Source organism: Sphingobium rhizovicinum, from assembly GCF_042647625.1.
Classification (GTDB): domain Bacteria; phylum Pseudomonadota; class Alphaproteobacteria; order Sphingomonadales; family Sphingomonadaceae; genus Sphingobium; species Sphingobium rhizovicinum.
Window position 1 is genome coordinate 228,331 of record NZ_JBHRVU010000005.1, and the last position, 13,933, is coordinate 242,263.

Sequence of the window (13,933 nt, forward strand, 5' to 3'; positions counted from 1 at the left end):
ACAGGAGGGAAGAGGGCATGTCGCGCAAATATGATGATAGCCTCTATGATGCGCAGTGGGTGAGGGACATACCGGCCCTGCTGGCGCTGGATGAGGTGGCGCCGGACCTGTTCCGCAACCGGGATAATCAACGCAACGTCTATCGCGCGCTGTTCGGCGGGCAGATCGTTGCGCAGGCGCTGGCGGCGGCGGACAGGACCGCGCCCGATCGCACCATCCATTCGCTCCATGCCTATTTTCTGCGCGCGGGCGTCGATAGCGAACAGATCGACTATCGGGTGGAGCGATTGCGCGACGGAGGGCGCTTTTCCACCCGCCGGGTCGAGGCGTTGCAGAAGGGGCAGCTTATTCTGACGATGGAGGCGAGTTATCGTTCGTCGGTCGCCGGGTTCAGCCATTATCGCGCCAGCCCGATCGCCTTCGATCCCGAAAATGCGCTGGACGAAGCGACATTCCGCACGATGCGTGCAGAGGATGGGCGGTCTTATGGCGCCTTGTTCGGGGGGCACTATCCCATTGAGGTGCGGCTGCCCGGCAAGGCCGGTTTCCTGGAGCGCAACGGGACGGGCAAGCGGCATTATTGGCTGCGGGCGCCGGGGGCGGAACGCTGTGACGATCCGATGGTGCAGCGGCAGATATTGGCCTTCCTGTCCGATTTCATGTTCGCCGGCGCGCCGCTGTCGCGGCATACGGTGGCGCTGCCGGGGCCGCATCTGTTCGTCGCGAGCCTCGATCATTGTATGTGGTTCCATCGCGACGTGCGCTGCGACGACTGGCTGCTGTTCGAAACCGACGGTCCCAATGCGGAAAATGGCGTCAACCTGGCGCGCGGCCTTATCTATAACCGGGCCGGAGAACTGGTCGCCTCCATGGTGCAGGAGGCGCTGCAATATCCGGTCGATCCAGCGGGATAGGGATCAGGCCGGTACGCGATCGGGCAGGCGGTTGAGATAGACCGGATCCTGCCGGTCCCGCCGTCCGGGCAGGTTATAATGGGCGACATGGCCCGCATCGGTGATGCGAGTGCTGGGGCGGATGTCGTTCCATTCATTGGTGATCTTGCGGCGCAGGATTTTCCATTGCCCGGCGCGTCGTTCGAACAGGTCGATATAGCGGCCGCCGCAATAATAATCATGCTTGCCGTCGATCGTGCCTTCGGCCCTGGCTTTGGCCGCATAATCCGGGCCGAAGAAGGCCGTTACCGCCTCTTCGCCGCCCGGCGCCTGCTGATAGGCCCAATAATAGGATTCCGACGTCGCGAAGTCGCCCTCCACATCGATGGTGCAATGGGTGACGGTATGCATGCCGTCCAATATCCCTTCGCGCAGGGACGGGATGATCGTTTCGGCAAACTCCATGGCATTGCCGGAAAAGGAACCATGATCATCCGTACCGTCGGGATGATAGATGGTCTTGAGCAGGTCCAGATCGCACCGGTCGATCGCGCGGCAATAGAGTTTGAGCACATGCTCGATCTCCTGCCGGTCCAGCGCCACGCGAAGCCGCGCTTCAAGCTGCTCGTCCATATTCCTCTCCTTTTGGCATCGCTTATTCGCCCTTGAATTCGGGGCGTCGCTTTTCCATCACCGCATGGACCGCCTCGCCGAAATCGCGGGTGTAGGTGCTCAGTCCTTCATAGGCGACGCCCGCTTCGAACACCGAACTGAACAGTTGGCGCAGGGCGATGTTGGTCACGGATTTGGTGTAGCGGATAGCCGATTGCGCGCCGCGTGCCAGCTTTTGCGCATAGCTGTCCACATAGCTGTCCAGCTCTGCGGCGGGCACGACGAAGCTGATCAGGTTGATGCGTTCCGCCGTCACCGCATCGATCGCGTCGCCGGTCAGCAGATAATGTTTGGCCTTGGCAAAGCCGATCAGCTGCGGCCAGATCAGCGCGCCGCCATCGCCCGCCACCAGACCCAGCCGTACATGCGGATCGGCGAAACGCGCATGGTCGGCGGCGATCACGATGTCGGACAACAAAGCGATCGACGCGCCAAAGCCCATCGCGTCGCCATTCACCTTGGCGATCACCGGCTTGGGACAATCGAGCAGGCCCATGACGATGCGGCGCATGCTCTTGGCTTCATGGACGAAGGGGACGCGATCTCCCTTCACCTGTTTTTCCAGCCAGTCGAAATCGCCGCCGGCCGAAAAGGCCTTGCCAGCGCCGGTCAGGACAATGACGTCGCTGTCCGGGTCGTCCGCCGCCTCGAAGAAAACGCGCGCCATTTCCTCATGCAGCGCATGGTTGACCGCATTCATCAGTTCCGGCCGGTTCATCATGATCGTCAGCACCCGGCCGTTACGCGACAGGGTCAGCAGCTTATAATGGTCGAAATTCATGCCGGTCCCTTCGATGGCCAAGGCGATGCCGTTCCGTTCATGCGCGCGGGCCGGTCAGAAGACAATGTGCAGATGATCGAGCGCATGGATCGCGAAATGCGGGATAAACTGCGGCTCTGGATGATCGGGCGACAGGCGCAGATTGGGCAACCGTTCCAGCAGGCGGCGGATGGCGATGCGCATTTCGCCGCGCGCCAATTGATTGCCGATGCAGAAATGGATGCCGCGACCGAACGCCAGATGATTGCGCACGCCCTTGCGCCCCACATCGAAATCGGCGGGGCATGCCCATTGCGCCGGATCGCGATTGCCGGCTAGATAGCTGAGCATCAGAACGCCGCCTTCGGGAATCTCGACATCGCCGATCCGGCTGGCCTGCGTTGCCACGCGCCACATATGCGGCACGGGCGAATGGGAACGCAGCACTTCTTCGATGAAGGTGGGAATGCGGCTGGGGTCCGCCTCGATCGCGGCGCGCAGGTCCGGCTTGGTCAGCAGCAGCCACATGGCGGTGGTGATGCCGGTCGTGGTCGTTTCATTGCCCGCCACCAGCAACTGATGCGCGATCGCGATCAGCGCGGGCGGACTGAGCGTTTCGCCATCCACCTCGGCATGGACGAGGCGGCTGAGCAGATTATCCTCCGGCTGCACGCGATAGCGTTCGGCGCGTTCGTGCAGATAGTTTTGCATGTCGATCAGATGATCGGTGATCTCCAGTTCGCGGTCGGGATCGAGCAGCGGATTGTTGCGCTCCACCGTCACGTCGGACCAGAGCTTGAAACGATCATAATCCGCCCGGTCGACGCCCAACTGGTCGGCGATGATGTACATCGGCACCTTGATCGCAAATTCAGGCAGCAGGTTGGCGCGGCCATTGGGCAGCATACCATCGATCAGTTCGTCGACCAGCGCTTCGATATAGGGTTCGAGCGATTTGACGTAACTGGGCGTGAATGCCTTTTCGACCAGCGCGCGATAGGAGGTGTGGCCGGGCGGGTCGTTGGTGACGAGCGTGTGCATTTCCGGGAAACCCCGGTCGGCAAAACGGCGCGCAACTTCTTGCGCGACGGGGGAATCATGGCGCCCGACCACCACGGTCGTCTTGTTGGAATAAAGTTCGGGATGGGCCGAGATATGGCCGATATCCTCATACCGGGTCACGACATACATGCCGGTCAGCGGGTCTTTATAGACCGGCGCTTCCGCCAGCAGGCGATCGAGAAAAGGGAAGGGGCAGGTTTGAATCTCCGGCGAGGCCAGGCTACCCAATATGTCTTGAACCGTCATGTCCTCTCCTGGAACGTCTTGCTATCGAAAATATGAATGCTAGCATATCGAAAGCTAGCGTACATATCAACGATGTTCAGGAGAGAGAGGATGGAGCCGGTAGAAAGGCTGATTGCGATCGAGGAGATCAAGACGCTCAAGGCGCGCTATTTCCGGTTGATGGATGGAAAGGACTGGGTGGGGTTTGCCGACCTGTTCACGCCTGACGCGCTGTTCGACGTGCGCGGCGCGCTGGAGGAAAATCCCGTCATCACCGGCGATCCGATTCGTGGGGCGGACGCCATCGCCGCCTATGTGCAGCGCGGGATCACCCCGCTGACCAGCGCGCATTTTGGCCATATGCCCGAAATCGAGATTCTCTCAGGCGACGAAGCTACCGGCATCTGGGCGCTGCTCGACATATTGCGCGCGCCCAAAGGTGGGCCGTTCCGCATCTTCCGGGGCTATGGCCATTATCATGAGCGTTACACCCGCGCGGATGGCCGGTGGAAGATCGCCTCGCTGCGGCTGACGCGGTTGATGGTGGAAACGGCCTGAAAGGGGAGAGGAAGATGACCCGTCTGATCGCCGGGCGGCCGATCCGCCAGATCGCCTATTTCGTGCCGGACGTCGAACAGGCGGCGCTGGCGCATGTCGCGACCTTCGGGTCCGGCCCTTATTATGTCGCCGAGCATATTCCGCTGAGCCTGTGCCTCTATCGCGGCGCGCCGGCGGAGCTGGACCATAGTTCCGCCTATGGCCAGTGGGGCGACATCATGGTTGAATATGTGCAGCAGAATAACCCCGGTCCATCCTGCTTCCATGATATATATCCCGAAGGCAGCGGACGGCAGGGCATGCATCATGTTGCCTTGATCGTGGAGGATTTGAAAGCGGACATGGCCCGTTTCGAAGCGGCCGGTCATGAAGCGGCGCTCTATGCCGAAGTGGCGCCGGGCGTCGGCTTCGCCATGATGGATTGCGTGGCGACACTGGGGCATTTCGTGGAACTGTACGAACCCACGCCGCAATTGCTGGGCGTCTATGATCTGGTCCGATCATCCGCGCAGGGTTTCGACGGGAGCGATCCGATCCGGCGCTTCACCATAGCTTGAAATAAGGCGCCAATAGACCGAGCGACTTTCCCGTTCGTTTCGAGCGTAGTCGAGAAACGCTGGCGCAGTGCTATCCGCTTCTCGACTTCGCTCGAAGCGAACGGATTATGGGAAAGGGGCGCAACCGTGCGGGCGATGATCAGTCGGTCATCGCCCGCGGGAAGGCGTTGGCGAGCAGCGCGTTCACGGTCTTGAGCGTTGCGTTGAGTTGCTCCATCCGGTCCGCGCCGATGCGATCCTGCAAGGCGTCATTCTGGTCGATCGCCGCCACGCGCAGCGGTTCGCGCAGGGTGCGGCCCTTGTCCGTCAGATGCACCATGATCAGCCGCCGGTCCGACGCGATCCGCCGGCGTTCGATCAGGCCTGCCTTTTCCAGCCGGGTCAGCGTCTGGCCGACGGTCGCCTTGCCGATGTCCAACCGGCGGGCCAGTTCCACCTGCGACAGGGGCTCATCGAACCAGAGTTCACCCAGCACATAGGCCTGAGCCGGCGCGATGCCGGTGCCGGCGATTCGCGCCATATAGTCATTCTGCGTGATGCGGGCGAGCAATTGCGCCTGATAGGCGAGGCTTTCCTTGAACTGGGGGAAGGGGGCTTCGTCCGCCGGCACGGCCTTTTTCGCGCGGCCCTTCGACTGTGCGGATGCCATGGTGATGATCCCCCTTCTTGCCATGTGGAAGCGGCCTTTCTCGCCAATGGCGGCGGGCCGGTCAAGCGGCCCGCCGCTCAATTCAGCTATGCAGATGGGCGGTGGCGCGTTCGGCGACGGCGCCAAGCTCCTTCAGACTGGGATTGCGCCGCAGGGTGAGGCCGCCATTCACCTGCAAATTCTGACCGGTCATGAAACATTCGTCCGACCCCAGCCAAACGACGGCAGCCGCAATATCCTCGCTGGTGCCGACCCGGCCCAGCGGATATTCGCGGGTGAAGGCTTCGACCATTTCGGGAATCTGGAAGGTCATGCCCGCCATCGGCGTTTCGGTGATGCCCGGCGATATGGAATTGGCGCGGATGCCCCGGTCGCCATATTCATTGGCGACCGTGCGGATCACATGGTCGATGCCGGCCTTGGTTCCCATATAGGCGGCGTGATTTTCCAGCATGATCGTCGCCGTTGCCGACGAAATCTGGATGATCGATCCACCCCGGTCCATCGTCCGCAACATCGCCTGGATGAAGAAGAATGGTCCCTTGAACTGGATGGCCAATATCTTGTCGAGGTCTGCTTCTGTCGTGTCATGGGTGGGTTTCAGAAGGCCCCAGCCGGTGGCGTTGACGCCGATGTCGATCCGGCCGAAGCGCTCGACGGCAAAATCGGCGGCAGCATCGACCTGCGCCTGATCGGTGATGTCGACTACGGCCGCCGCGCCGCCAATCTCCTGCGCCAGCCGATCCAGTTCTGCCGCATGGCGGCCGCCCACGACCACCTTGCAACCCTCGGCCGCCAGCCGCTGCGCAATCGTCTGGCCCATATTGTCCTTGCCCGCGGCGCCCAGAACCAGCGCCACCTTGCCATCCAGCCGCATGTCTCTCTCCATATAGTTAGTATATGTACAGTCGTGTAGCATGCTATTATGGATGGCGCACAAGAGCAATGCGCAACAGGAGCAGGATATGAGCGGAAAGCTGGACGGTAAGGTTGCAGTCATTACCGGCGCGGCGCGCGGGCAGGGGGAGGCGACGGCGCGGCTTTTTGCGGCGCAGGGGGCAAAGGTCGTGCTGGCCGACATGCTGGAAGCCGAGGCGCAGAAGGTCGCGGCGGACATTGGCGACAATGCCATGGCGCTGAAGATCGATATCAGCGCCGAGGAGGAATGGCTGGCCCTTGCCCGGACGATCGAGTCGCGCTGGGGCGGCGTGGACATATTGGTCAATAATGCCGGGATCGTGCATCCGGCCGGCATGCTGGACCTGACCAAGGCGGATTTTGAACGGGTTCTGTCCATCAATCTGATCGGCGCATGGCTGGGCATCAAGGCGCTGGCGCCCGGCATGATCGCGAAGGGGAAGGGCGCGATCGTCAACATCTGTTCCAGTTCGGGCCTGTGGGGCATGAACGGCCTGACCGCCTATTCGGCCAGCAAATGGGCGCTGCGCGGGATCAGCAAGACGGCGGCGATGGAATTAGGGCACAAAGGCGTGCGCGTGAATGCGGTCTTCCCCGGCGGCATCAATACGGTGATGGGCAATGTCACCAACGAAGCGCCGTCGGAACTGGCCAAATATTATGTCGGCCAGCCGATCCAGCGCATCGGCGAGCCGGAGGAAGTGGCCGCAACCAGCCTGTTTCTGGTCAGCGAGGATGCGTCTTACGTCAATGGCGCAGAAATTTCGGTGGATGGGGGCATGACCGTGGGCGTCTATACCCCGTTCCTACCGGGCGCGCCGGACAAGGTCGGTTGAGGTTGGAAAGGGGCGGTCTGCCCAGGCGCAGCGCCCTTTCCCGATCCCGTCGTAAAAGGAATGGCTTGTCTCCGATGGAGATCGAAAATCGACCGCTTCGCGTTCAGGATGGCTCGAACATGACCTAATTGTAACGGAACATGCAGGTTGCTCACCGCTTACCCCAGCATCTTAAGATGCGATTGGGGATCAGATGAGCACGGTAGCGCAGGTAATCGTCGAAACATTGGCCGCCGCAGGGGCAAAGCGCTGCTATGGCGTCCCGGGCGATACCCTTAATCATGTCACGGATGCGATCCGTGAGAGCGACATTCGCTGGGTCCATGTACGTCACGAAGAAGCGGGCGGCTTCGCGGCAGGGGCCGATGCGCTGCTGACCGGCGAGGTGGCCCTGTGCGCGGGGTCCTGCGGGCCGGGCAGTCTTCATTTCATCAACGGTCTGTTTGAATCCCACCGCAACCGAGCGCCGGTCGTCCTGATCGCCAGCCAGATCGTGCGCGATGAATTGGGCTTCGATTTCCCTCAGGAGGTTGATTTTCGGCCGATCTACCAGTCGTGCAGCGTGTTCTGCGAAGAAATCAGAACCCCAGCCCAGGCCCGGCGCAAGACAGCCATGGCGGCCCAGGCGGCGCTGGCCAAGAAGGGCGTTGCGGTCCTGATCGTTCCAGCGGATATTTCGAGCGCCACGGCCCCTGACGAACCGCCCTTTGCTGTCCATTCAGCCCGCCCCGTCATACGGCCGGCCGACGCGGACCTGGATCGCGTCGCTGCCGAACTGGCCAAGGGCAAGAAGATCGCCATCTATGGCGGATCGGGTTGCGAAGGCGCTCATGATCAGATCATTGCCCTTGCGGGGGTGTTGCAAGCTCCGGTTGCCCATACTTCACGCGCCAAGGATTTTCTGGAATATGACAACGGCTTCAATGTCGGGATGACCGGCATATTCGGCGGCGAAGCGGGCTATCATGCGTTGATGACCTGCGACACGCTGTTGCTGCTGGGCTGCGATTTCGCCTGGCGACAATATTATCCGGAGAAAGCGACGATCATTCAGGTCGATATAGATGCCACCCATTTGGGTCGGCGTCATCCCGTGAACATTGGCGTTGTGGGTGATGTTGCCGCCACGATCGAAGCCCTGATGCCACGCATCGCGCCGCGCAGCGATCGCGCCTTCCTCGACGAATGCCTGGCGCATCGCGCCCGGACGATAGAGGACCAGGCCAAGCATGCGACGGTCGGCAAAGGCGGCGCAATCCATCCCCAATATCTGACAGAGGTGATTTCAAGGAATGCCCCTGCCGACAGCATTTATACCGCCGATGGAGGATCACCGATGGTATGGTGCCTGCGCCATGTCGCAGCTACTGGGCAGAACCGCACGGTTATCAGTCTCAGCCACGGCACCATGGCCAATGCCATGCCGCAGGCGCTGGGCGCCAAGGCGGCCTTCCCCGACCGGACGGTGATTTCGCTGTCGGGCGATGGAGGCATCGCCATGCTGCTGGGCGATCTGCTGACCGCGGTGCAGGAGCAACTGCCGATCAAGGTCGCTGTGTTCAATAATGGCGCGCTCGATTTTGTCGAAATCGAGCAGAAGGTCGAAGGGTTGCTGGAAGCCTATACCGAACTCATCAACCCGGACTTTGCGCGGGTGGCCGAAGCGATGGGCTTGTGGGGACGCCGCGTCGAGCAAGCCGATCAGTTGGAAGGCGCCGTGCGCGACTGGCTCGCTGCGCCGGGACCGGCCCTGCTCGATGTAGTCACGGATCGCTTTGAACTGGTCATGCCGCCCAAGGTCGAGGCAGGACAGGTCGCAGGCATGGCGCTCTATTCGGCTAAGGCCGTGCTGAACGGGCGCGGGCGTGATGTTGTGGGCTTGATCCGGAACCTCCTGTCGTGAAGGGAAGGTCAAGCATGGTCGCGGCGCTGACCCGCGACCATGCCTTCTCCCGCAACTTGCTGTTGCTGATCGGGCTGTCGGGTACGCTGGGTGCGTTGGCTATGGGCTGGCGGCATCCCCGCACATTATGGCTGCTGATCCTGTTCGTGCCGATATTGGTTCTGGCGCTGATCGATTTGACGCAGCCACATCATAGCCTGCGCCGCAACTATCCTGCGTCTGCACGGTTTCGCTGGTTCTTCGAATGGCTGCGTCCCTTTGCACGCGCCTATTTCGTCGAGAGCGATCTGGATGGACGACCCTATAGCCATGATGAGCGGGCGCTGGTCTATGCCCGGGCCAAGGGGGAGGTGGACGCCCATCCGTTCGGCACCGAATTGGACGTCTATTCCGACGAATATGAATGGCTTGCCCATTCGATCGCACCATCCCGCGATGCTCCCAAAGAAACACGCGTCCATGTCGGGACGGATCAATGCAGCCGCCCCTATCAGGCCGCACGCCTCAACATCTCGGCGATGAGCTTTGGCGCGCTCGGCGCCAATGCGATCGAGGCGCTTAATCTGGGCGCCAAGATCGGCAATTTCTATCATGACACTGGCGAAGGCGGCCTTTCCCCTTATCATCTCAAACATGGCGGCGACGTGGTTTGGGAAATAGGCTCAGGCTATTTTGGCTGTCGCGACAAACAGGGCCGGTTTGATGCCGGCCATTTCGCTGATCGTGCCGCGCATGACGCGGTGAAGATGACGGAAATCAAGCTGAGCCAAGGCGCCAAGCCCGGCCATGGCGGACTTTTGCCTGGGGCAAAGGTGACGCTGGAAATCGCTGCGACCCGTGACGTGCCCATGGGCGAGGATTGCCTGTCTCCAGCTGGACATAGCGCTTTTTCAACGCCGATCGAACTGGTCGAATTTGCCGGCAGGATGCGCGAACTCTCTGGCGGCAAGCCGGTCGGGATCAAGCTGTGCGTAGGCTATCCCCATGAACTTTTCGCTGTCGTCAAAGCGATGATCGAAACCGGCATCCTGATCGATTTCATCGTCATCGATGGCGCGGAGGGGGGCACGGGGGCTGCTCCAACTGAGTTGTCGGATCGGGTCGGTATGCCGCTGCGCGAAGGCCTCATGATCGCGCGCAATGCCTTGGTGGGAAGCAATCTGAAGGGCAAAATCAGGCTGGCGGCTTCGGGCAAGATCACGTCGGGCGCCGGTATTGCGATGAATGCGGCGCTTGGCGCGGACTGGTGCAATGCGGCACGGGCCTTCATGTTCTCGCTGGGCTGTGTCCAGTCCATGCGCTGTCATACCGACACCTGCCCGACCGGGGTAGCGACCCAGTCGGTTGCACGCCAGAGAGGTCTGGTCATCCCCGAGAAAGCGGAGCGTGTGGCCCGCTTCCAGCGATCCACATTATCGGCGTTGCACGACATTGTGGTTGCCTGTGGCCTCCATTCTCCTGACGAATTCACGCCGGACGGACTACGCCAGAGGATCAGCGCGGTGGAGATGCGTTCGATGGACGAACTTTATCCGTTCGTCGAGCCCGGCGAATTGCTCGACGGCGCCCGTGATGCACGTCTTGCGCGCTGGTGGGCGCAGGCGGACGCAGCCTCGTTCAAAAGGCGTGTTGCCTGAAAGGCCCTGGCACTGGGCTCTGCATTTTGTCCAGAGATCCCGAGACCAGCAGGAGCAGAATAGCAGGGTTTTCAGGATTACCGATCAGCTAAGTGTTGATAACTGATTTCGCGCCTCGCAGGCTGCCCGCAACAATTCTCTGGCCGTGTCTTCGGCTGCCTTTGGTGTCATGCTGACGGCTACGCCATCCGGCCCGTCAAGCATGACCTGACCCTCTTCCGCGCAGGCTTTCCCGCCTTCCTCGTAGACATAAGCTTGGGACATAGTTTCTCCATCTCTCCACGGGCGATGGACGCTTCCAAAACAAGACGGTTCCATCACTCGCTGATGTACAGATAGGAGGGATCAAATTCACTCAGGCGCCGAAGCGCTGGTAAATCCAATATGGTCACGCGGCCACGCTGCATATGCATCAGTCCGCGCTCCCGAAGCTCCTTGAGCATCCGGTTGATATGGACCGGAGTCATGCCGCAAGCCTCGCCCAAGTCGGCCTGGGTCAAAGGAAGGGAAAATTGTCTGCCATCACTCAGGTCGACGGCACGCAGTTTAGCTTCGATTTCGCAGAAAAAATGACCGACGCGGGCGACTGCATCCAGGCGGCCCAAGCGGAATATCCATTCGCGATGCATGGCCGCATCAAGCAGAGTGCTGAACCAGAGGAGCTTCGTCAGATTAGGCCGGTCGCTCACAAGCCTGTCCAGCGCTTCATGGCGGACAAGCGCGATCCTGCACGGGCCAAGGGTTGCTACGTCATGATCCAGGCGCTTGAGCGGGTAGCCATGAAGATCGACAAAATCGCCTGCAACATGCACCGCCACCAGTTGGCGGACACCTTCCCGGTCATCCATATAGCGGCATATGAACCCTTCGATCAGATAGGTGCTCATGCCAATCGGTTGGCGGGAAATCGCCAGGCTATGGCGCGCAGGCACATTTTGTACCGCGTGAATGCTGGCCTCCAACGCCTGAAGATCTTCTGCCGACAGTTCATCCTGGCGACGATTGCGGAGGAAATCGTTGAAAATCGCCATAAGACGTACTCCTGAGCACATCGGCCTGTGCTCGTGGAGTGCCCCAAGGGCCATGCGCATTGTGACAATATCAGAACCCGCATAGGGCGAACAGGCTGATAAGCTTGCCGCCTTATGATGAAAAGCGTTTGTCGAAACCCGTCTCAGGCGGCGATCGCATCAACATTTGCGACCCTCATCGTCGCACTCGCCAGTTCCATACACTCGTCAAGGCTTGCTCCAGCGATGTGGGTCTGTGTGTCATCTTGGTGACGGAGGCTCACCTCCCAGATGGCATCGCTTTCTATGCACCGTGTGCGTGAAGTCGGGCTGGCAAAAATGATGAGATCCCCGAGCCGTTCGCGGTGGAGCAAATGTCGAGCCACTGTCGTGTCCGTTTCGCGATGGGCATTATGCTGGATATGCAGGCTCTCGCAATGGGATGAGATGAATTCCATGAGTTGGCGGTCTGACATTGGGCAGTGGCTCCCCATCCGTGGCATCGGATGATCCCGGATTGCAGCGATTGAGACGCGCGCTTTGCTGCGAAGTTCCAAGGATTTCTGCGTTCTTGATCCATGTTTGACAATTAACGTCTTCAACCGGGGCGGGCAGATTATGAGCGTCTGCAACCTCTTGCGCACAGGGCCGTTTAGCCGCCGCTGCATTTGCTGCGACAGGAGCTTTCATGGCCGGACGGACGCTGCTTCAATTCTTCCACTGGTATTATCCCGATGGCGGAGGGTTGTGGAGCGAAGTCGCGCAGAAGGCTGCAAGTCTGCGGGATATGGGTGTGACCGACGTCTGGCTCCCGCCTGCGTATAAGGGCGTGGCGGGCGGCTATTCGGTGGGCTATGACAGCTATGACCTGTTCGATCTGGGCGAGTTCGACCAGAAAGGTTCGGTAGCCACCAAATATGGCGATCGCGCCGCGCTGGAGCATGCGACGGGCGCACTGCGGGAAGCGGGCGTTCGTGTCATCCATGATGTGGTGTTGAACCACAAGATGGGCGCCGATGAGATCGAAGAGGTCTTTGTGCGCCGCGCCAATCCCGACAACCGTGACGAAGTAGAGGAAGAGGCGTTCGAAGCCCGCGCCTGGACCCGGTTCACCTTCCCCGGCAGACAGGGACAATATTCGGAGTTCATCTGGGACGCAAAATGCTTCACCGGCGTCGATCATATCGAGGATCCGACCGAAGATGGCGTATTCCGGCTGGTCAATGACTATGGCGACGGCGAGTGGAATAGCGAGGTTGATGGCGAGAAGGGCAATTTCGATTATCTGATGGGATCGGATGTCGAGTTTCGAAACAAGGCTGTTTACGAAGAATTGAAATATTGGGGGCGCTGGCTGGCGGAACAGCTGCCGTGCGACGGGTTTCGCCTGGACGCAGCCAAGCATATCCCCGCCTGGTTCTTCCGCGACTGGGTCGGCCATATGCGCGAAAGCGTGAATAGCGAACTTTTCGTCGTCGCCGAATATTGGCATCCCGACATGGAGGCGCTTCAGGCCTATCTTGATCTGGTGGATCAGCAACTGATGCTGTTCGACGTCGGCTTGCTGCAGCGCTTTCACGACGCGGCGCGGGCCGGCGGCGATTTCGATTTACGCAGCTTATTTGATGGTACGCTGGTTGCGGCATCGCCCGCCCATGCCGTGACGATCGTGGGCAATCATGACACGCAACCGCTCCAGGCTCTGGAGGCCCCCGTCGAGGACTGGTTCAAGCCGCTGGCCTATGCTTTGATCCTGATCCGCGAACAGGGTGTGCCATGCATTTTCCACCCTGATCTCTATGGCGCGAAATATAGAGATGCTGGCGGTGATGGCGAAACCCATGAGATAGAGATCATGGCGGTTCCCTGCCTGCCAAAGCTGATCGGGGCCCGACAGCTTTTTGCCAACGGGCCGCAGACCGATCTGTTTGACGATCCAAATTGCCTGGGCGTTATCCGCCACGGTACAGCGGGGCAGGCCGGTTGCATTCTTCTCGTCAACAATGGCGCAGAGACGACCAAGCGCGTCGAGCTTGGGCCAGATCATGCCGGGGTAAGCTTTTGCGACTATTTGGGTCATTGCGAGGAACAAATAACCGCCGACGATGCGGGCAAGGTGGCGCTGCGCGTCAATGGCGGCTCCGTCAGCCTCTGGATACGGACGGACAGTCTGGGGTAAGTTGACGAGGCGTCAGGATCGAGGCGGTCGCCCAGCCAATATCCGCCGTTCCATTGAGCCGCAATCTATCGGCA

Annotated in this window: 14 protein-coding genes; 7 read left to right on the forward strand and 7 right to left on the reverse strand. The window is 60.5% G+C overall.

The genetic code is table 11. From position 1 onward, the window contains the following. The first annotated feature begins 17 nt into the window (after positions 1 to 17). The gene (locus ACFOKF_RS19880) at positions 18 to 914 is read left to right on the forward strand and encodes an acyl-CoA thioesterase (RefSeq protein WP_380798157.1); all 897 of its coding nucleotides are present in this window, start codon (positions 18 to 20) and stop codon (positions 912 to 914) included. 3 nt (positions 915 to 917) lie between these two features. Here the strand turns inward: ACFOKF_RS19880 and ACFOKF_RS19885 are convergent, their stop codons facing one another. From ACFOKF_RS19885 to ACFOKF_RS19895, 3 genes are read right to left on the reverse strand one after another with little or no spacing between them, the layout of a single operon-like run. Further along, positions 918 to 1,526 (reverse strand): nuclear transport factor 2 family protein, encoded by a 609-nt coding sequence (locus tag ACFOKF_RS19885; protein WP_380798158.1) that lies wholly within the window; start codon positions 1,524 to 1,526, stop codon positions 918 to 920. Between the two features lie 22 nt (positions 1,527 to 1,548). Beyond that, entirely contained in the window at positions 1,549 to 2,367 is an 819-nt protein-coding gene (locus tag ACFOKF_RS19890; protein ID WP_380798159.1) for an enoyl-CoA hydratase-related protein, read from the reverse strand. 33 nt (positions 2,368 to 2,400) lie between these two features. Continuing rightward, positions 2,401 to 3,633, reverse strand: coding sequence for a cytochrome P450 (locus tag ACFOKF_RS19895; protein WP_380798160.1), 1,233 nt, complete (start codon positions 3,631 to 3,633; stop codon positions 2,401 to 2,403). 90 nt (positions 3,634 to 3,723) lie between these two features. Between ACFOKF_RS19895 and ACFOKF_RS19900 the strand changes: the two genes are divergently transcribed. Together ACFOKF_RS19900 and ACFOKF_RS19905 are read left to right on the forward strand one after the other, a co-directional pair. Continuing rightward, positions 3,724 to 4,170 carry a nuclear transport factor 2 family protein gene (locus ACFOKF_RS19900; protein WP_380798162.1) on the forward strand — a complete coding sequence of 149 codons (447 nt, stop codon included), beginning with the start codon at positions 3,724 to 3,726 and terminating at the stop codon, positions 4,168 to 4,170. Between the two features lie 14 nt (positions 4,171 to 4,184). Continuing rightward, the gene (locus ACFOKF_RS19905; RefSeq protein ID WP_380798164.1) at positions 4,185 to 4,727 is read left to right on the forward strand and encodes a VOC family protein; all 543 of its coding nucleotides are present in this window, start codon (positions 4,185 to 4,187) and stop codon (positions 4,725 to 4,727) included. Positions 4,728 to 4,866: 139 nt separating this feature from the next. Here ACFOKF_RS19905 and ACFOKF_RS19910 read toward each other — a convergent pair whose 3' ends face one another. Together ACFOKF_RS19910 and ACFOKF_RS19915 are read right to left on the reverse strand one after the other, a co-directional pair. Beyond that, positions 4,867 to 5,376 (reverse strand): MarR family winged helix-turn-helix transcriptional regulator, encoded by a 510-nt coding sequence (locus tag ACFOKF_RS19910; RefSeq protein ID WP_380798165.1) that lies wholly within the window; start codon positions 5,374 to 5,376, stop codon positions 4,867 to 4,869. An 82-nt stretch (positions 5,377 to 5,458) separates the two neighbouring features. Next, the gene (locus ACFOKF_RS19915; protein WP_380798166.1) at positions 5,459 to 6,253 is read right to left on the reverse strand and encodes an SDR family oxidoreductase; all 795 of its coding nucleotides are present in this window, start codon (positions 6,251 to 6,253) and stop codon (positions 5,459 to 5,461) included. Between the two features lie 88 nt (positions 6,254 to 6,341). Here ACFOKF_RS19915 and ACFOKF_RS19920 point away from each other — a divergent pair, with 88 nt between their 5' ends. The 3 genes from ACFOKF_RS19920 (at position 6,342) to ACFOKF_RS19930 (ending at position 10,670) form a co-directional block, all read left to right on the forward strand. Then, positions 6,342 to 7,130, forward strand: a complete 789-nt coding sequence (locus ACFOKF_RS19920) for an SDR family NAD(P)-dependent oxidoreductase (RefSeq protein ID WP_380798167.1) — start codon at positions 6,342 to 6,344, stop codon at positions 7,128 to 7,130. A 193-nt stretch (positions 7,131 to 7,323) separates the two neighbouring features. Then, positions 7,324 to 9,033, forward strand: coding sequence for a thiamine pyrophosphate-dependent enzyme (locus tag ACFOKF_RS19925; RefSeq protein WP_380798168.1), 1,710 nt, complete (start codon positions 7,324 to 7,326; stop codon positions 9,031 to 9,033). A gap of 14 nt (positions 9,034 to 9,047) precedes the next feature. Beyond that, positions 9,048 to 10,670: an FMN-binding glutamate synthase family protein gene (locus ACFOKF_RS19930; protein ID WP_380798169.1), complete on the forward strand. Its 1,623-nt coding sequence runs from the start codon at positions 9,048 to 9,050 to the stop codon at positions 10,668 to 10,670. Positions 10,671 to 10,754: 84 nt separating this feature from the next. Here the strand turns inward: ACFOKF_RS19930 and ACFOKF_RS19935 are convergent, their stop codons facing one another. Together ACFOKF_RS19935 and ACFOKF_RS19940 are read right to left on the reverse strand one after the other, a co-directional pair. Further along, entirely contained in the window at positions 10,755 to 10,934 is a 180-nt protein-coding gene (locus ACFOKF_RS19935; protein WP_380798170.1) for a hypothetical protein, read from the reverse strand. A 53-nt stretch (positions 10,935 to 10,987) separates the two neighbouring features. After that, positions 10,988 to 11,701, reverse strand: coding sequence for a Crp/Fnr family transcriptional regulator (locus ACFOKF_RS19940; RefSeq protein WP_380798171.1), 714 nt, complete (start codon positions 11,699 to 11,701; stop codon positions 10,988 to 10,990). A gap of 667 nt (positions 11,702 to 12,368) precedes the next feature. Here ACFOKF_RS19940 and amyA point away from each other — a divergent pair. Further along, positions 12,369 to 13,859 (forward strand): alpha-amylase, encoded by a 1,491-nt coding sequence (gene amyA, locus ACFOKF_RS19945; RefSeq protein ID WP_380798173.1) that lies wholly within the window; start codon positions 12,369 to 12,371, stop codon positions 13,857 to 13,859. Positions 13,860 to 13,933: the final 74 nt, after the last annotated feature.

Excerpts from the sequence above, each read along its gene's own strand:
- ACFOKF_RS19910 (WP_380798165.1), bottom strand. The coding sequence starts at position 5,376 with ATGGCATCCGCACAGTCGAAGGGCCGCGCGAAAAAGGCCGTGCCGGCG.
- ACFOKF_RS19940 (WP_380798171.1), bottom strand. The coding sequence starts at position 11,701 with ATGGCGATTTTCAACGATTTCCTCCGCAATCGTCGCCAGGATGAACTG.
- ACFOKF_RS19905 (WP_380798164.1), top strand. The coding sequence starts at position 4,185 with ATGACCCGTCTGATCGCCGGGCGGCCGATCCGCCAGATCGCCTATTTC.
- ACFOKF_RS19935 (WP_380798170.1), bottom strand. The coding sequence starts at position 10,934 with ATGTCCCAAGCTTATGTCTACGAGGAAGGCGGGAAAGCCTGCGCGGAA.
- ACFOKF_RS19895 (WP_380798160.1), bottom strand. The coding sequence starts at position 3,633 with ATGACGGTTCAAGACATATTGGGTAGCCTGGCCTCGCCGGAGATTCAA.
- ACFOKF_RS19930 (WP_380798169.1), top strand. The coding sequence starts at position 9,048 with ATGGTCGCGGCGCTGACCCGCGACCATGCCTTCTCCCGCAACTTGCTG.
- ACFOKF_RS19880 (WP_380798157.1), top strand. The coding sequence starts at position 18 with ATGTCGCGCAAATATGATGATAGCCTCTATGATGCGCAGTGGGTGAGG.
- ACFOKF_RS19925 (WP_380798168.1), top strand. The coding sequence starts at position 7,324 with ATGAGCACGGTAGCGCAGGTAATCGTCGAAACATTGGCCGCCGCAGGG.
- ACFOKF_RS19900 (WP_380798162.1), top strand. The coding sequence starts at position 3,724 with ATGGAGCCGGTAGAAAGGCTGATTGCGATCGAGGAGATCAAGACGCTC.
- ACFOKF_RS19915 (WP_380798166.1), bottom strand. The coding sequence starts at position 6,253 with ATGCGGCTGGATGGCAAGGTGGCGCTGGTTCTGGGCGCCGCGGGCAAG.
- ACFOKF_RS19885 (WP_380798158.1), bottom strand. The coding sequence starts at position 1,526 with ATGGACGAGCAGCTTGAAGCGCGGCTTCGCGTGGCGCTGGACCGGCAG.
- amyA (WP_380798173.1), top strand. The coding sequence starts at position 12,369 with ATGGCCGGACGGACGCTGCTTCAATTCTTCCACTGGTATTATCCCGAT.
- ACFOKF_RS19920 (WP_380798167.1), top strand. The coding sequence starts at position 6,342 with ATGAGCGGAAAGCTGGACGGTAAGGTTGCAGTCATTACCGGCGCGGCG.